Source organism: Desulfosporosinus cupriresistens (genome assembly GCF_001707885.1).
Lineage (GTDB): Bacteria > Bacillota > Desulfitobacteriia > Desulfitobacteriales > Desulfitobacteriaceae > Desulfosporosinus.
Genome location: NZ_MASS01000011.1, coordinates 1 through 19,096 on the forward strand (window position 1 = coordinate 1; position 19,096 = coordinate 19,096).

The following is a 19,096-nucleotide window of genomic DNA, read 5'->3' on the forward strand; positions in this document are numbered from 1 at the left end:
TTGTATTGTTAGCCGCTTGTATATGTCTAGAGTTATTTATGGTCGCAAAGTTAATGCAGGACCAGACCTTCTCTCATGGTGTGACAGCAATATTCATATTCTAAACCCTTAATAAGTTACCGTTTGCTTCGCATTAGTACTATAAAAGCACAAGTAAACGATCTGTAAGGGTTGGATGCTTGTGCTTACTTATAATGAGGGGAGAAATGGCCTGGTCTACTTCCCATTGGATTTGGCATCCGCAGGATAATCTGCCAGCCATCCTCTTATTATGAGCATTCGGTTAAGCCAGGTTGAAACCGCTGAGGCTTTCGTGTAACCAACTAATATGAATGGGTAATAAGCAGGGATGGATACCAACACAAATATTTGGAGGAGTAGGATGATAAGCGTAGGGATTGACGTTTCAAAGGGTAAAAGTACAGTCTGTTTTCTAAAACCATATGGACAGGTAATTCACAGGCAAAAGAAACTGAAGGGAAACCTAAACAAGAGGCAAAAATTGCAGCGTTAAATAAGTTTCTGCGGATTTATTATGCCAGAGTTAAAGAGGTATACGTATCAACATAACTCGTTTATCAGTTCCAGAACAGTTGAAATCGGCCAGCCTGTGCTTTTAGTCTGGTCTATTTTGTTATACCATTTAGAATAACAATTCACTCTTATAATTTCTTGGTAAGAGTATTTTTCCGTGAACTCAACACGTTGAGACAGTTACGGTGATAGAGCGCGCATAGCCTGGTATCAGCGGTTTCCAGGATTTTTGGTTATTTTTCAGTGTGTTTTATGTTTCCAGGAACGACCTAAAATGCCATTTTTCCGACCTCCAGGGGGTCGTACTTTTACGCAAATATAGGGTTACCGCATGGGGGTATAAGGGGTGTTTTGCGTAAAAGTATGCGAAATTAGGGAAAACGACCCCCCTGGGTGGAGTTGGGATTTAAGGAAACATTTTTGAACATGTACCCATGAGCGCAGCACGTTGAGACCGTGACTTGTCTAAGAAAACAGACACTCTAAACCCGCCTGTGGTGCGGGTTGTAGGTTTAGGAATATTCAGAATTAAATTAAAAACAGGCGCAATGTTTTCTAGGTGCGTTCCTGGGAACATGTCGCCTGTTTTGTTTTACATAATATAGTAGTATAGGTAATAAATAATTTTTGTCGTTGATGAGAAACTGTCATGGACGGTGTGGAGCAGGGGAAAAGGTGGAGATAATATCAAAGCCCTACCTATTGCTATTGTTTAAGGGAAAACAGGCCTAAAAACGCAATAAATGTGTCACAGTGTCATAGGGGCCTTGGGACTGTGAGTAAACTTATGTAATGAATTCCGAAAAGAAAAAATAATGTATTCAATGGACCTTGATAAGTGCCAAGGCATGAAGCTCTGGTCTATTTTAGTTTATCCTTACCTGTTGCTAGAATATTTAGAGGAATTTACTAAAAAGCATGGAATATTTAGAAGAGATTATTAAAGCAAAGTAGTTATTGTCTCTGTTTAAGGTGAGGCAAAGAGTGGAGCAATGTTAGAAAAAATAATTCTATACTACAAACGGGATTTAAGTTCTTTCAAGTTTGTATTTAAAGACACTATGTGGATTTAGTGGATTTTTATTATTTCAAGTATAATATCTGGGGGTGGGTTTGCTCTAATATGCTCCCCTAAAGGTCAATGCCATTAAGGGGGTATGCTTTTAGTAGTGGTAACGTTTCTTTGGTTTGGCGCCGGGTGAGGTTTAACGTGATTTCTTCATCGTATTCCGAGCAATTTGGTAGAGAGAGCCTTGATATAATCCCATAGGATTCTTTCGCCCGGATGATATGGTACCATAATTTTTCCTGAAAATGAGGGATATTGTTGAATGACTCATATCCACGATCCATGATTGCAATTACATTTCCGATGATTTCAGACTGGTCTACCATGGATACTAAGGCTTTGTGCTCATTCATGCCTTTCTTGGGTTGCACGGATGCATCGACATAAACCTTGCCCATCAGGTCATACATAGCGTCCAAATGCACAAGATTGTAATTTTTGCTATCTTCGCTGTTCCCGATGGAGGAGAATCCATCATTTGAATTTGACGGAAGTCTCAAGTCCGAACCGTCAACAGCGAGCAGCCTGTAGTCTTGTAATGAATTCTTCGATACTGCTAATCTTGTAAATTCGTGAAACAGTAGTTTCAGTGCTTCTGGACGAATTTTGTCTCTCTGTTGGACAAATGCTGAAGCGGTTGCAGTCTCTGACGAATAGCCTAGCCAATCATATAATTCTTTTGAAAGGCTATTGCCTCCCATGCCTACAAGCATAAGCAGCATAGTATTCAGTGATAATTTGCGTTCGCGTGAAAAATCTTGCCCTGGTCGTTTCACGCAAGCCGGTAAATCTGCTGTAATTGAGCGTATCGCTTGGTGCAGCGCAGTTCGTACCTGCTCTGGATATGCTTTCTTTTTCATTTTAGAAGGCCGCCTTAAAATGTCCTCATTTTCAAGGCGAAGCCTTCGATTTTTATTTGTCAGTGTTTCTTCAATTGATAAATTTTATATGCCCACCTGTATGTATAAGAAAAACACAACCATCTTAATCTTGATGGTTGTGTTTTTCAGGCCTTAACTTAATGCATTGACTTGACAGGGGGAAGTTCAGGATGGTTTGGCTTTATTCTTTTTCTTGGATTATTTCCACGATATTGGGAGGAAATTAAGGCAAGATGTGGAATTTATATTTGCGGAAAAAATGTTAGGATTTGAAATGGTGAATGTTCAACAAACAGTGTTTTGTAGATAATGATTTAGGATTATTCAATGTATTGGGATGTAGGAAAGGGAGTCGATTTAGTGAACATTATCAATTTCGTGAATAAGGATGACCGAGATTTATTATACAATGATATATGCATTGAATTAAAGCGTGAACGGCTTATTCCGATTATTGGATCAGGATTTACAAAGGATTCTATCGCAAAACGTGGTAAAGTACCTACTGTTGATAGTTTAAAAACATTTTTAATGGGATTTATTAATAGGCTTTTAGATTACAACGAATCCGATAGCGCAGAGTTACACAAGTTAAAGCTTAGTGATGTTGCGGAAATATTTTGGCCAGCATATCAATCTAAAGCTGGAGATATTGATAAAAAAGAATTCCAGGAATATATGGAAGATCATTTTTCTAATGTTCGAGATTTAGAAGTAGCTAAAAGCAATTTTATTAATATCGGTTGGAGATATCTCTATACGTTAAATTATGATGATGCTATTGAAAGCGTATCGCCAGAACTGATTACCATTGTACCATATTCAAAGCAAAATACCTTATGGTTGAAAAACAAAAGGTGCTTATATAAACTCCATGGAGATATTAAGCGATATATGGAAACTGCCGACCCGAAATATTGCATTCTGAGTAAATCCCAATATATGAATGCATTAAAAGATTCACAAAACGAAGATATGCTCAGAATTTTACAAACAGATTTTCTTTCAAACAGTATTTTGTTTGTCGGATGTGGGCTTGATGACGAGTTAGACCTATTATTTACGGCGGGTACTCAATTTGCTGAAAAAATAAATATAGATAAAGATCATAAAATATTCTATGTATATTATGATTCTACTCCTGAAAAAGAAATTTCGAAATTAAAACTCTCAACGCTTGAACGATATGGAATAACAGATATTATCCGTGTCCCTTCCAATGCGATGGATGATTTTTATAACTTTATTTATCAATCTTCTGATGATGTAAAAAAACTTAGAGAAAATGATAATTTAGATCAATTTGCTAATATTAGATTTCAAAATATTGAAATTAGTAATGAAGAAAATATACAGTTCCTTTTTTTAAAAGATAAGGTTTCAATTAATCCTAAAACTAAAACAATAACATTACCAGGGTTTTTTATTCGTAGAAATATTACTCAAAAAATAATTGATGCTATTCGTTCTACTGAGAAGTCAATCTACATATTGGGTGGGAGCACTTTAAGTGGTAAAACTTATGTATTACTGGATATTATTAAAGAATTTCACTCAAAAAATGTTTATTACTTTCCTTCAGGAATTACATTATCTAAGCAACTGCTTGAAACAATGCTCGATAAAAAGGATGCATTTTACGTTTTTGATGAAGATACAATATCGAACGCACAAATTAAAGATATTTTGTTTAACAAAATATTGCAGATCAAGAATAACAATAATCAAATAATTGTGGCTATTAATAAATCAAATGGAACATTTTCAAAGTATTTTATCAAATCTATTCCAAATCTGGAGAAAGACGTGGGCCTTTATTTATTAGATCAACATCTAAAAAACGAAGTTCCTTATTCTGAGATTAATGAATTTAATAAAAAGATAAGTCCACTTGGATTGATAAAATACAATGAAAAAAACTCAATACTTGACTATCTAATCCGAGTTGATGACATTACGTTAAAGCAAGAGAACAGAGCGTTTTTCCCTCCGATTAATTTTCTAAGCAAAAACAATTTATCTGAATTGAAGGCTATGATTGTACTAGCTAATCATACTAGCATTTCTGCATCTTTAGCAAACGCATTAGAAATCGATGAATCATTATATAAATTAAGCAAAATAGCAAATATTGCTATCCAAAAAGATTATATGTACAACATTGAACTCACGTTGGATAATCATTCTGGTTTTAAATTTATTTCTAATTCGAACTATTGGGTTTATCGTTGTCTTTCCCGATTTGCAAGCCAAGCAACAAATTATTTAAGTATTGCGGAAGCGTATTGTGATATCATAAACGATTATAGACTTTACTACACTTCTTCAGACAATTATACCAACCCAGATTACTATCAAATCATTAAACCATACTACTTTTTGGATTCTATTCAGTTTGTTTTTTTTAATGATTCACCGTATAAAGGGTCGATTGTCCTCCCAAATATGATTTATAAAGAATTAACGCCTTTACTCAATGAAAACTATCAATTTTTACACCAAGAAGCTAAATGCAAACTGCGTGTAGCTAGGAGAACTGAAAATAATGAACATAAGGTAGAATCTTTGGATTTTGCTTATCGCCTTATAAATCGAGCTTACCAGTTAGCAAGCGAACGTAGAGCGAATAACGTAGAATATACTTTAGCCCACATGCTTGTAACCAAAGCACTAATTTTAACAAACTTTATTTTAAATACAAATGGATATGATCCAAGCAAAAAACAGAAACTTCTCCATTTAACAATTGAAGCTTATCACAAAATTATCGTTGAAAATTCAGTTTTAGACTACAGAACTTCGTCTGATGAAGAAATTAAAGATATTGAATTATTCATTGAATATCTAATGTCTAGTCGATTTAAAAAGGATATTGGTGATATTAACGATTTTTCTCTAGCCGAAGAAATAATCTTTAATAAAACAGGTAAAAAAGTACGTTTGCGTAGATGATTAGCATTTAATAATCAAATATTCTTTTAAAAATAATTAACGCAGTAATAGAGTAGAGATGAATGATTAGTTTATAAGGAGTTAAAATGTTACCTTGATGACAAAGGCTACCCACATCCCCGCCCACTTTGCCAAGTTCAAGAAGCCGGCCTGATAAAGCCTAGCCAGCAGCAAGAATCGAGCCTTACGCGTGAGGTCACCGAAGGGTGGCTTCTAGCCGGAGGAGAGTTTGGCGTGGTGGCGGGTATTCCGGACACATCCGGACTCCCAAATCGCCGGCATTTTGGTACTCTTCATGCGGGCAAATTCAGCCACGCCACCACCCACCCCGCTATCCTCAAGAAGAAGTAGCCGCCTTTGGTAAAGGCTAGCAGGTGGTCTTGTGCCAAGAACGTGTTCGAAGAACATGATGCTGTATCCGTGATGAAGGTAAATCCTTCGAAACCGGTTTATAGGAATTGGTTTCAAACAGCCGTAAGCTGCTTCAGACCAAAAGGCTGCGGTGGTGAATGAAAGTGAACCCCTGATTAAGCATCGAAAGCTAGGTAGGATGACATCAAAACCGAAGACTGACTGCTTCTTCGAGATTAGCATGGAAGCAACCTATTTATTGGCCATGTGGTGTCCGGTGTATAAGGGGCGTGAATCTAATCTAGGCTCGGATACGGAACTTGGGAACTCTTCATGTGATGTTAAGGGAAAACCCTATAAGTGTAGACCACGAAGGGGGAAAGTACTGATGCACATGAAGGGGGCGGAACAACCCGTATTAGTGATGAAGCGCGTTCAACTTTCTGCGTCGTCTTGCAGCCGTAAGGCTCCAAGAGAAAGGCTGGTACGAGCCGTGTAAATCGAGAGGGTGCGCCATGTCATTCAAGACTCTGGAATTGTCCGAGTATCGGACCAAAGCCCTTGGAAATGCTTTGAGAACAACCTCCTTACCTTGGACTCGAAAGGGCTAGGGAACAACAGCATGGGGGTAACGCGGAGGATATCTGAAGATTGTTACGGTATCGCTCTGCTAGTTCTGTATAATATGGTTAAGGCTAAACTGCTTAAACTTCAATAACCAGTGATGGAAATTCACATTCAGGGATACACAATCTAAACACTCCCTGCCTGCAATATACTCAGATTAAACTTTCGTCTGAAGAACTCCAAGATTGCGGGACGTTGAGCAATGAGCTCAATCAAGGTGATAAGTGAAGAACCTAAGTTACACTAGAACGTTCCAGTCATGAAGAACATGGGATTGCCTAACGGGGGAGACCCTTATGGTAACGGAGTTTTCATAGTATCCAACGTGGCGGTTGTAATGACCGTTGCACAGGCGAACTTTAATATGTGTCGCTGGATCGTTATACCACAGAAAGGGTAACCGAATATGTGGGTAGATCAGGAGAAGGAAGACAGGTGGTTACGATATCAATCGCTTGGAGGTATGCGAAATGCAGAAGGCCGAAAAAGTATTGGATATCATCGGCGACAGAGGCAAGCGAAAATTACCGTTATATCGTATCTACCGTTTGCTCTTCAACAAAGAATTGTATCTTATTGCTTACAATAATATTTATGCCAACAAAGGCGCGATGACCAAAGGTGTGACAGACGAAACGGTTGACGGCATGTCCATTGCCAAGATTGATCGAATTATCAATCAACTAAAAAAGGAAACCTATCGTTTTTCGCCCGTCAGACGTGAGTATATCAAGAAAAAGGGCAGTAATAAGCAACGCCCTCTTGGACTACCAACATGGTCGGATAAATTACTCCAAGAAGTTATTCGTCTGATTCTGAATATCTACTTTGATCCGCAATTCAGCAACGCCTCTCACGGTTTTCGCTCCAGTCGTGGATGCCACACAGCTCTTGATTCTATTCGAGCTAAAAGTGGCTGGAAAAGTGTGAAATGGTTCGTCGAAGGCGACATCCGCGACTGTTTTGGTAGTATCGATCACGGTATTCTACTTGGAATTTTGGCTGAAAAAGTGAAAGACAATCGCTTCGGGAGACTGATGAAACACTTTCTGGAATGTGGGTTTATGGAAGACTGGAAATATAACGCTACCCTAAGCGGATGCCCGCAGGGTGGTATTTTAAGTCCTTTGCTATCTAACCTTTATATGGATAAGTTCGATCAGTTTATGGAGAAACGCATCCTCCCCGTCTATAATTGCGGGGGTAGAAGGGCAGAGAATAAAACCTATAAAACGCTAAGCAACCAGATTAGAAAGCATATGCGCCATCAAGACTGGAAGAGGGTAAAGGAACTCAACAAGCAGAGACAGTCCATGCCTTCCAAAGATTCTAATGACCCGGCATTCCGACGACTCTATTATATCCGCTATGCGGATGATTGGTTGTTGGGCGTTTCAGGTCCTATGCAGGATGCGATCAAGGTTAAGGAACAAATTAGAACCTTTCTCGTAAGTGAACTAAAATTAACGCTTAGCGAAGAAAAGACCTTGATTACCCATGCGAAAACCGAAAAAGCGCGATTTCTCGGCTATGACATTCACGTGCTGCATCATGATGCGAAACATGACAAGCGTGGACAACGCAGCATCAATGGGGTGATCGGCTTTCGCGTTCCAGACGAGAAGATGAAAGACAAAGCAAGACAATATAAGAAGAGCGGAAAACCAATTCATCGAACAGAACGGACGGTCAACTCGGATTTTGATATTATTTCCCAATACCAGTCCGAATTTCGTGGATTCGCTCAATACTATCTTCTTGCGTATAATGCTCATCAGTTGCATGGTCTCAAGAGAACAATGGAATTGTCTTTGGCACGTACCCTTGCGAATAAGTTCAAAACGACGGTCAACAAAATCTTTAAGAAGTACAAAACGATTCGCGAAACGGACGGACAAAGCTACAAGGTACTTCAAACGGAAGTGAAACGGGAAGGAAAAAAGCCGTTGGTCGCTTATTTCGGAGGGTTTAAACTCGGATACAAGAAGGATGCCGTAATTGTGGATGAGATACCGATGGGGAAAGTATTCAGCATCAAGAGTCAACTTATTGATCGTCTGATGAAGGATACATGTGAGTTATGCGGATCAAGTGGAAATGTTGAAATGCACCACGTCAAGAAGTTGAAAGATCTCGAAAATAACGGTAGAAAAGAAAGGCCGGATTGGATGAAACGAATGCTGGCAATGAGAAGAAAAACGCTCGCAGTATGTCTCGAATGCCACACCAATATCCACTCAGGTAAATATGACGGTAAGAGATTGTTAAGCGCTAATGTCGGCTGACAGTTAATCACTGGCGAGCGGAGTGCACAGGAAACTTGCACGCTCCGTTCTGAGAGGGGCATCTGGAAAAGTACTATTTTTAGAATAGCAACTCGCTGGGTGCCTACTCTACTTTATGCACGGTTCTGTAGGAGGCTGGAGGTGAAATTCCTCCGGCCTACCTGGCGAGAATCGACACGAGACCTGCGTGGTCTAGCCAGGGAGTGTTGTGGATCTTACTGTTTGTATTTTTCCGTGGGCTGTGCACGTGGAGACGGTCGTGCTGATAGAGCGGAAATAGCTTGGTATCAGTGTTTTTTGGGGTTTTGGGGTAATTTGATAGTGTGTTTTATGTTTCCTTGGACGTATGAAATCAACATATTTTACACCCCCAGGGGTGCACTTTTACGCAAATATAGGGTATACAGTATGGGGGTATAAGGGGGATTTTCGTAATAGTATAGGAAAAAGCCCCCCCTCAAGAGGACACATTTAATAGTACTAATTTTTGTCTCGTTGATGGGATACTAACCACTGAGTTTGAAGGGAAATCCCGACGACCTTTAGATGGTAAATTTTATGCGTGTAAGGGCGTATGGCCGATCAAGATATAGGTAAATTACGACAGCATCCTAAATAATGATTTTGCTGAGCGCCTACAGTATTCCAAAGGCCCTGTTTAAAGATTGGTTAGGATGTTTGAGATAACGGGATATTGGGTGGCCAAGTTTGATACCATATTACCTACCGTGAGCGTTTTAACGTGCTGTGGAATTTAATTAGAATTCTTGAAATATGACTGCCAATTATTTATTTTGCATTTAGGGCATTGATAAAAAAATTTGTAAAAGTAAAAATACAATGTAGAACCTAGATCTTTTGGTCGGGTTTTTTTTATTTATTGCAGATTAATTTAGTAAAACAAGAAGGGAAAAGAGAGGAAATGTGGAAATTAGTAGAGTAATACGTAATTACTGGTGCTAGAAAGGAGTGCTATCTTTGTCCTTCAGTATAGTACACTTATCTGATTTACATATTGGAAAGGATGATCCGGTTTTTACTAGGACATTAAATAATCTTATTGAGGATATAAAAGATACTACAAAAAAGCAAGATTTACGGTTAGACGCTATTGCATTTACAGGGGATATTGTGGAAAAGGGCGGAACAGATAAGACATTTGAAATAGCCAATGAGTTTATCAATAGGCTTTTAAGTGAAGTTAACGTACCTAAAGAAAATCTATTAATTGTGCCGGGAAACCATGATATTCCCAGAAGATTAGCCGTTTCTACACTCCTGGAAAAACTAGCTCATGAAGACTTTACTTATAAAGACAAATGCGATGAATACTGGGAATCTTTTGGAGCAAGGTATAAACTATTTAACGATTTTTTAACAAAAACGGGATGTTTAGAGAATGCCTATAAAGGAATGTTTGGAGGGTTAATTAAAGATATTAGTACCGATATAGGGTCAATTAGGTTTTTTTTACTTAATTCTTCTTGGTCGACTACCGGCGACAAGGATTTTGAAAATTTATACCTAGGTAGGTGGCAGCTTGAAAGTCTTGTGGAAATTAAGAACAAATTACCTAAAGCCGAATATAATATTGCTCTTTCTCACCACCCACTTGAATGGTTAAACAAGGATGAAAGAGAGATGATATTAAACTATATAAAAGACAAAAATCTATTGTCAGCAGAGACTTTATTGCACGGACATATTCATGATGGCGCAATAGATATTAGTACGAATCCAGATGGATCGTTTGTATCACTAGTGTCTGGAATAGGGTTCCCCAATGCTCTTGATAGGGAAAAAGGACAACCGAAGATATCGCAATGTCGTTATGCAGTTTATAATTTTGATCTAAAAAGTCAACTACTGAATGTTTGGCTGAGAATAACCAGAGAAGATGGTAACTTCGTAAATGATACGATGCTTTACAAAGCAGGTGGCGAAAACGGCCATTTATCAATTCCAATTAAACAATATGTTAAAACTGAAACTATTGCCAATAAAGTTCCTTTACCTTCGAACGTTAAAGTTGATGCTGTTCCATTTCTGACAGATTGGGTTGGGAGAAGTGATGAACTCATAACCCTATTAAATCCTAGTTACAAAGTTGTAGCTATTACTGGGGTAGGGGGGCAAGGAAAGACATGGTTGGCTGCTGAATTTTCTCGTAGACATTCTAGAGGTGGAGTAAATGCATATTTCGATTTAGGTGTATGGGTAGATTGCCGTGAGTTACCCGTTTCAATTCATACAAAGATTATAGAACTCTTAGATGCAATCACTGGTGGTCAAGAATCTGAAATTTTGTTTAGAGACGAAACGCAAGAAGATACAGTAAAAAGATTCATGTCTCATATTCAAAATCATAAATTGCTAATCGTTTTTGACAATATTGATGCGTATGTTAATGAGGAAAGTGAAACCGTTACTAATGAATTTAAACCAATATTAGATGCCATCTTGAATGGTGAGCATAATAGTAAGATAATTTTAACGAGTAGAAAACCTATTAACGATTCTAGAGGAGCCTTTAGACAAATAAATTTACCGGGTTTATCCTCGGATGAAGTAATTGAATATTTTACCAGAAGAAATATTGAATTAGTTGGAGACAATGATCGAAAATATTGCCAAAAACTCGTTAAACTTACTAATGGTCACCCATATTGGCTGGGTTTAATTGCAGGGCAAATACTGGCAAGAAAAGACACTTTGAAGCATTGTATATCAAACTTCGGTGATGGTGAAACAACGACTCGAGGAAGCATTAAAGAGTATTTTGATACGATATGGGGGCAACTAAATAAAGATAGCAAAAAATTATTAAGGCACATAGGAGAAGTTCCACGTCCCTTAACCGACAACCAGATAAAACGTGTAATTACCGATATTAGTTCAACTAAAACTGGCCAAGCTATTCGTAAGTTAGAAAAGTTGGGGCTATTACGTCGACATGAAGATTCTATTTTACATACATGGGAGTATCAAGTTCATCCGTTAGTTAGAGAATTTCTTCATGAGAGTTACTCGCCGAGCGCTCAAAGAAAGTATGTTTCAAGAGTTTTATGTATCTTTCTACATCCATCTTTAGTCGAAAAATTATTTTCGAACACCGAAGCTCTTGATAAAATCAATGTCTCCATGAGCGCAAATAATCTCGCTGATTCGATAGAAACATGTTTAAACTCCAGGAATTACAAAGAAGGACTAGAGTTACTAGAACGATATCGTGCGGTACTTTATGACAGTGGATATCATCATAAATTTTGTTCATTAGCATGTCAGATATTAGATTTGGTCAAATGGGAAGAGTTTAGACTTGTTGACCGGAATCGAGGAGCAAAATTACTTAGTATTGTAATCGAAAAACTTTGGCTCGTGGGAGATAATAAAAGATGTGTTGAGTATCTGGATCATTTTAGCATGTCAGTTGAACCTGATACGAATCAGTATTTAGGTTATTTAAGTCTTGCTGCTTGGATCGAATGGCAACAAGGAAAATTCGTAGAATCAATAATAACTGCCGATGAGTGTAAGGTTTTGGCTAAGAAACTCAATTCAGCAGCTTGGGTATTTAATGATCCTTTTTATACGCGTGCGTTAGCTCTCCGTGATAGTGGGGATAATGAGGAAGCTGTTAAATTTTTTAAAGGGCGCAACAAATCTACAAACAACATGAGCTCTTCTGATTTGGGTAATATTGCTAGGTGTTATTATAATTTAGGCAGGCATGAAGAAGCTGAGGAGTTTTTGCGTCAATCTTTGGTTCAACTATTAAAAGGTAATGATTACATTTCAAAAATGAACTGCGGTTATGCTTACCTTTGGATCGCAGAGAATTTATTTTCCCAAAAGAGAGTATTTGAAGCTAAAGCGTTTCTTGTTTTAGCAAAAGATATATGGAATACATATTGTCCAGGTCTTCTCCCCAAAACAAAATATGTTGAAGAAAAATTATTGCAAACTGATTATGATGAACCAATAACACTATTGGAAGCACATGAGTGGGAGAAAAGATTTTTAGAAGTCCAGCCGAGTTTACTAATGTCTGCAAAACTAAGAAAATAAAGATAAACTAAGCAGGTCTATGCATACGGCGTTGGCGATACTTTCCTTATGCCACCTTCTAATAATTATATCCCTTACAAACCTGCGATGTGCGAAGATTTGATTTGGTTTTGGTCCTTTGGTCCTATTTAAAATTTACGATATTGACAAACTTACTGATTAGGTCAGGCCTCCAATGTTAGGGGAAGGCTAAAAAGTAGGGTGAAAATCCCCACCTACGATAGCGGGGTTAAAACCAAATAATCTAAACGGCTTTGCAGGGAATTGTAATCCAGAGCGACAACACGCACTGGATTTTTTACTTATATAGGCAAAAACGGGAGACGTTGATGACTTTTCACAACAATTTGTCTAAACACAGTGGTATAATTAGGAATAAGTTGGAGGAGAGCGGTGTTAGCAAAGCTAAGAACTGGCCCGGACGCCAATTCCGTCAGTTGGCGGACAACTCAACGAAGCAATATTCCGGGCATGACGGCTGACAATTATTAACCACGCACTTATCCTTGCTAAGTTCAAAAAGAAATTACTTCCTTGATAAAGCCTACCAGCAGTTGAATGCCGAGTTTCAAAAGAAGGCCACTTTCGAAGGTTGGTAAGTATGGTTTGTGTGAAGAGATACTAGGTGACGTGAGTTGATGTACATATTAGGACGAACACCGCCGGGGTGAAGTCTTAGAACACAGAGGGCGTTGGAATATATGATGGGTTGCTGGCATCCCTGTCGTGACCGCGACAGATCTTAGCCCAAATTAGATTGGAGAGAAAATGATGAAGACAATCGGTTTAATCGGAGGGATGAGCTGGGAATCATCGAGCGAATATTATCGCATTATTAATGAAGAAGTTAAGCAGAGGCTTGGAGGTTTACATTCGGCGAAATGCATCCTATATAGTGTAGACTTCGAGGAAATAGAAAACTGTCAAAGAAATGGTGAATGGGAAGAGGCTGCTAAGATTCTAACAGATGCTGCTCGAAGTCTTGAATTAGCAGGGGCAGATTTTATTGTCATTTGTACGAATACCATGCACAAAGTTGCTAACGAAATTCAGTCAGGCATCCAAATCCTATTACTTCACATTGCAGATGTCACTGCACAACAGGTTCTTCTTAGTGGAATCAAATCTATTGGCCTTTTGGGAACACGATATACCATGGAACAGGATTTTTATAAATCAATATTGGAGACTCAAGGAATAAAGGTTTTAGTTCCCAAGGAAACAGATAAAGTAATAGTAAATACAGTAATTTATAACGAACTGTGTTTAGGAAAAATCGTAGATGAATCTAGGGCCAGATATAAACGGATAATTCAGGATTTGATTGGGCAAGGTGCAAATGGAATTATTCTAGGTTGTACAGAAATTGGTCTATTAGTCAAACCTGAGGACTTGCCTGTCCCTTTATTTGATACAACCTTACTTCACGCAAAAGAGGCGGTAAACTTAGCGCTAAAATAATCTTGGGTATTTTCTCCTCCAATCAGCCCGTCACCCACGCCCTGCTAATCTCAAGAAGAAATAGCCGCCTCGATAAAGGCTAGCTGTTTGTCTAGTGGAGTCTTTCGTGGTTGGGGGATTTGTATGGTAGGCGCGTGGATGGGTGCTAAGTTACTTATTCGCCCTCACAATCGGACTGTAGAAAAGGGGAATTAAAGATGGCACGAAGAAAATGGAGCGGCGAAGAAATTGAAGAATATAGAAATAGGAATGGCATATTCTTTTATTTTAACAAGGAAGATTCCAATTTTCTTGTTCCAAAAGCTTTCGGAATTGGTTGGACCTTAAACTGGGCTAATCCAATTTCTTGGGTAATTATTTTAGCGATAATAGGTCTCATTGGTTACCGTAAACTCATTAGGTAATAAAGTCCTTTTCAAAGAGTTAATTTTAGCGAAGATATATGATTGTGGTAAATCTCGCCACGTCAATTGCGCCCCGCTAACCTCAAGAAAAAATAATCACCTTGATAAAGCCTAGCAAGCAGTCTTGTGCCAAGAACGTGTTCGAAGAACACGATGCTGTATCAGTGATGAATGTAGGTCCTTCGAAACCGGTTTATAGGAATTGGTTTCAAACAGCCGTAAGCTGCTTCAGACCGAAAGGCTTCGGTGGTGAACGTTACGGTCAAAAGCCGAGAATGATCTCGGCATGTATGGATTAGAGAGACTTGCGCCTTGTTAAGTTCAAGAAGCACATGTGGTTTGAAATAACCGCACTGGATAAAGCCTAGCCAGAGGACAAGAACCGAGGCTTGTGTGTGGGGACACCGTAGGTGGTCCTTCTAACCGGAGAGCGGTGGGATTGGATCAAAAATATTTGGCCACATCCGGGTACAGTATTGTCACTATCTGATTAGTGCTTGCGTTGAGAATGATGGCCAATCAAATTTCTATACTGACTTTCTAACAGGATAATTAGAATTTTTGAAAGATTATATAACACATGGGAGGACTTTAGAGGTATAATTGTCATAAAATGATTATACAGGGGGTAAATGGGATGCCTAGAAAAACAAGAAGTGACTGTACTGTAGGGACATTCGAAAAGAAAGAGGGATTGCCTCCTGGGACAATCAGAAACCAGGATGGTAGAGACACTAGAAGTGACAAAAAGATCGGTACGATAAGAAAAGAAGCTAATAAGAAATGAAAAGCTAACCTCGTTGCTAAAACGAGGTTTTTGCCTTATTCCCCGCAGGGAGCATTGAGGTGGTCATTTCGTCCTGACTCACAATTCTGGTAAAACCAGTAACTTCATCGAAAGTAAATCACCACGCCTTGCGCCTTGCTACGATCAAGAAGAACAAGCAGTATGATAAAATTTAGTCAGCAGTAACATACCGAGTCTTTCAATTCCCCCGCTTTCCAAAAGAAGGTACTTTTGAAGGTGGGTTGGGATGAAGGATACTGGGTGTATTAGAGGTGCAGGTAGATGTTGCTCGATTGGATATGAACTTACCTGGGGCGTTGAGGGTAAAAGGCCTCTAACAGGTTATGCATGCAGGATGTTCTTACAATCGGATAACAAATAGCGCTGCCTCTCATCAACAGGAAAGTTGGAGATGAGGGGATACGTTACATTTAATGCGTTATAAATATTTGGAGGATATTTAATGTGGAGGAAAAAGAACGATCGAAAATAGAAGCTAAAAATAAAATAGAAAATAGATTACATAATTTGAGAATATTTCTGATTAATAATAAAATATTTTTAGATGTTTTTGTCACGCTATTAGTTGGTTTCATGGCTGCTACTTTAGCATATCAGGCTAATCAAATTGCCGAGAAACAAACAACTATAATGGAAATCCAGGCAATGCCCCAATTTACTCTTAGTTCGATGCAGGTTGAAACTTTAAATGGGGGTCAATATGGTATCATTGTTAATAATGATGGAAGTCCTGTAAGAGGTTTAACTTATAATTTGGCAGTGTTTTTAAGTATCGGCACAAAGAATAAAAAAATTTCAATTCCCATCGATGGTTTTTATGGTGAAGATGATTTCACAAATAATGGGAAGGGGAAAATATTAACTATTTATGGGACAGAGAGTGAAGAAATGTACTCAAACATAGAAAAAGAAATGGGCCAATTAATCAAAAGCATGAATCAACCTACTACCTTTAGAATATTACAGTATGCTAGATTAAATTATATGGATGTATTAGGCAAATTTCATAACGATTATTTTGTTATTCCCTTGGTATCTACGGGAATGTTACTTACTCCTGAAGAAGGTGAAAAGGTTTTCCGAGAATATGAAAATGGTAATAAAATCAGCTTAAAAACCGTAACCTCTTCAGACTTACAAAAGATTATTAATTCTAAGTTTTTAAAAACGCTGCATGATACCGATTTCAGGTAGTATGCGGTTAGCATAATCAATACTAAATCATAACCCGCCGCTTACACCTTGCTAAGCTCAAGAAGAACATGCTTATTTCTTAAACTCGATCTACACTCCAGAAAGATGTGAAATTAGGAAATGATTGATATGGTTATCAAAAATATGTGGCCAATTATTATGTTGCTTCTATCTGCTTTGATTGGATACCAATTCAGTAGAAGATCTAAAGGGAATGACCTATTTCTGGAAAGTTTAACAAAGAGCTACGAAAATGTTTACTTTCCAATGTACATAAGGCTTAAAAAAATTAAGGAACAGAATGACGAGCAAAAATTAGAACTTTTGGAAGAGTTTTTTAAAGGTTATTATTCTTACGAGTCAACAATAAAATTGATTGCTCCAGTTTCTCTGCTTGAAAGATTCTTTGATATATACCTGAAATATTTAGTTTTTACCAGACAACGTGATGAAAGTAGCAAAGAAAATTTATGGAAAAACTTCGAAGATTTTTATGTCTCTATAGAAAATGAATTCTGGGAAGCACATGAAATTATTTATAAGGATTACTTTATATCAAAAGCACTAATTAAGAAAAATCCTTTTTTGGGAATTATTATGGAATTAAGTATTTTACTTTTTAATATTACTACATTTCTATTATACTTGACCGGGTCAATATTATATTTTTCTATATGGAATTATTTTCAGAGTTTATCTATTTTCCCGGTCTGGTGGACGCTTAAAGATGCTATTCTATTATTCTTGTGTACGTTGGTAATTCAATCTTTCATGTTAATTATTTCAAGCTGGTATGTAGCAATGCGAAATAAAAGGACGAATGGACTGCTATCTAAAAAGCTAGAGAAAAGGGCAAAGAAGATCTGGCAGGGAATTATACGTTTAATAAGAAGACATAGATAGTTAAGGAAGTTCATTATAACAAAGTTTTAATTTTAAATGCATTAGGGAAGTGATGATTAATTTTGAACATAACTAACTGCGATGTGCGAAGATTTGATTTGGTTTTGATCCTATTTATAAATTCGGGAATTTGATAACATACTGATTAGGTCAGGCCTCCATTGTTAGAGGAAGACTAAAAAGTAGAGTGAAAGTGCCCACCTGCGAGAGCGGGGTTAAAAAACAAATAATCTAAACGGCTTTGCGGGTATTGGTGAGGTAAAAATCTATTTTGATTAATCCAGGGTTTTTAAACGCCCTGGATTTAATTTTATAGGCTAGATTGAATGTATAATATGTGTTGAAGTTATTTGTCAGATCGTTTGGATGAACTGACTTTTTTTGTTTTTCTTGGGATTATTACTAGAACAATAGCAGGTAATAGAGGAAAGATGTGGAAAGTTTAATGTGACCTTTCAATGAAAGGGACTTAGTAATAGTAATCTCAAAATATATTGATTACCCGAATAGATATTCGGGATTTATAAATTCGCGTAAATGGTGCCGCCTTATCATGTGGCGGAAGATAACATTGGAGGTATTATTATGAAGTGTAAAGCAGGTAAAAAGTGGGGGGAAAACACTTACAAGTGTACAAAATGCGGGATATATAAAACGTTAGAGAATAATGAGGAGATTTTAGAGATATGTTCTTGCGGAAATGACGAATTTGAAGCTCCTATCGAATTTGAGAGAAGTGATAATGGATATAGAGAAAAATTAGATGAAATAATTCGGATTCTTGAAGTCAGCATATTCTTATGTCAAGGCCTGGAAATTGATTCTTTTTACAATGTAATAGCTGTCCAGTTAAGAATCCTTTTATGTGATAACAGTCGAATCATTAGATCTAGATTACAAAAACCAAAACTGCATCCGCATACAGGCAATAGATTCAAGGGTACAAGTGATTATGAATCTATTTTAAGTGAAAATCTATTTGATAAAACTAAGATGCCAATTGCATTGGATAAATGGCTAAAACAGGAAGTAGCATGGAGTCCACATTGGGAGCCAATGGATGTTAAAGATGTAATCGATGCATGGGCAAATAAAAATGGTGGAGCACATATTGATTCAAGGGTTCCGGAGAAGGAGATGTTTGCCATTGCAGTATCTGGAAAAGACTACTTAATCGCAATAGCACGTTATGTTATTGAATTGTTAGGTTATGATTTGCACAGTGATATTCTTGAGCATCTTTTACGACCATATAACAACCTGCTTAACTCCTAATACTATCTAGATCAGTTTAAGGGGCCGACGTCCGTTGGTTTTGCTCGATGTACTGGGCGCAGCCTGCCGGGATGGTATACCCTGACTAAGGGTTGAAAATAGAGCTTATGAACTATCGGGGACAAGCTAGTCCCGACTGCGTAACTTACTACCATAGCCCAAATGCTTTCAAGCGTTGTTGCGGTAAGAAGTTTGGCATTATTAAACACCTTTTTTCTCATATGCATCTCCCCTTTCAGTGAAAGACTAGCGAATTTGTAACTCACAAATGTTAACATACCGAA

The 19,096-nt window shown here is 37.8% G+C and carries 12 protein-coding genes and 2 other RNA genes; 12 read left to right on the plus strand and 2 right to left on the minus strand.

The window, feature by feature from the left end; genetic code table 11:
• Positions 1 to 1,665: 1,665 nt before the first annotated feature.
• Entirely contained in the window at positions 1,666 to 2,463 is a 798-nt protein-coding gene (locus DSBG_RS06205) for a transposase (protein ID WP_242877433.1), read from the minus strand.
• Between the two features lie 399 nt (positions 2,464 to 2,862).
• Between DSBG_RS06205 and DSBG_RS06210 the strand changes: the two genes are divergently transcribed.
• The 12 genes from DSBG_RS06210 (at position 2,863) to DSBG_RS06255 (ending at position 18,812) form a co-directional block, all read left to right on the plus strand.
• Complete coding sequence (locus DSBG_RS06210; RefSeq protein ID WP_176716187.1) at positions 2,863 to 5,436, plus strand: SIR2 family protein; 2,574 nt, start codon at positions 2,863 to 2,865, stop codon at positions 5,434 to 5,436.
• A 1,237-nt stretch (positions 5,437 to 6,673) separates the two neighbouring features.
• Positions 6,674 to 6,814, plus strand: coding sequence for a hypothetical protein (locus DSBG_RS22920; protein ID WP_176716188.1), 141 nt, complete (start codon positions 6,674 to 6,676; stop codon positions 6,812 to 6,814).
• Between the two features lie 70 nt (positions 6,815 to 6,884).
• Positions 6,885 to 8,699 carry a reverse transcriptase/maturase family protein gene (locus DSBG_RS06220; RefSeq protein WP_068963324.1) on the plus strand — a complete coding sequence of 605 codons (1,815 nt, stop codon included), beginning with the start codon at positions 6,885 to 6,887 and terminating at the stop codon, positions 8,697 to 8,699.
• A gap of 978 nt (positions 8,700 to 9,677) precedes the next feature.
• Positions 9,678 to 12,767: a metallophosphoesterase gene (locus DSBG_RS06225; protein WP_068963325.1), complete on the plus strand. Its 3,090-nt coding sequence runs from the start codon at positions 9,678 to 9,680 to the stop codon at positions 12,765 to 12,767.
• A 76-nt stretch (positions 12,768 to 12,843) separates the two neighbouring features.
• A non-coding RNA gene (ssrS, locus tag DSBG_RS24280) (6S RNA) lies at positions 12,844 to 13,034 on the plus strand.
• A gap of 504 nt (positions 13,035 to 13,538) precedes the next feature.
• Positions 13,539 to 14,228, plus strand: coding sequence for an aspartate/glutamate racemase family protein (locus DSBG_RS06230; RefSeq protein WP_068963326.1), 690 nt, complete (start codon positions 13,539 to 13,541; stop codon positions 14,226 to 14,228).
• Positions 14,229 to 14,425: 197 nt separating this feature from the next.
• Complete coding sequence (locus DSBG_RS06235) at positions 14,426 to 14,632, plus strand: DUF5808 domain-containing protein (protein ID WP_068963327.1); 207 nt, start codon at positions 14,426 to 14,428, stop codon at positions 14,630 to 14,632.
• Between the two features lie 637 nt (positions 14,633 to 15,269).
• Complete coding sequence (locus DSBG_RS22925; RefSeq protein ID WP_176716189.1) at positions 15,270 to 15,419, plus strand: hypothetical protein; 150 nt, start codon at positions 15,270 to 15,272, stop codon at positions 15,417 to 15,419.
• Positions 15,420 to 15,884: 465 nt separating this feature from the next.
• Positions 15,885 to 16,634 (plus strand): hypothetical protein, encoded by a 750-nt coding sequence (locus DSBG_RS06240; protein ID WP_068963328.1) that lies wholly within the window; start codon positions 15,885 to 15,887, stop codon positions 16,632 to 16,634.
• Positions 16,635 to 16,763: 129 nt separating this feature from the next.
• On the plus strand, positions 16,764 to 17,537 hold the full coding sequence (locus DSBG_RS06245; RefSeq protein WP_068963329.1) for a hypothetical protein: 774 nt from the start codon (positions 16,764 to 16,766) through the stop codon (positions 17,535 to 17,537).
• A gap of 70 nt (positions 17,538 to 17,607) precedes the next feature.
• A non-coding RNA gene (gene ssrS / locus DSBG_RS06250) (6S RNA) lies at positions 17,608 to 17,791 on the plus strand.
• A 331-nt stretch (positions 17,792 to 18,122) separates the two neighbouring features.
• Positions 18,123 to 18,812, plus strand: a complete 690-nt coding sequence (locus DSBG_RS06255) for a hypothetical protein (protein ID WP_068963330.1) — start codon at positions 18,123 to 18,125, stop codon at positions 18,810 to 18,812.
• 11 nt (positions 18,813 to 18,823) lie between these two features.
• On the opposite strand, the gene DSBG_RS22335 is transcribed toward DSBG_RS06255, so the two are convergent.
• Complete coding sequence (locus DSBG_RS22335) at positions 18,824 to 19,033, minus strand: hypothetical protein (RefSeq protein ID WP_141694248.1); 210 nt, start codon at positions 19,031 to 19,033, stop codon at positions 18,824 to 18,826.
• Positions 19,034 to 19,096 lie beyond the last annotated feature (63 nt).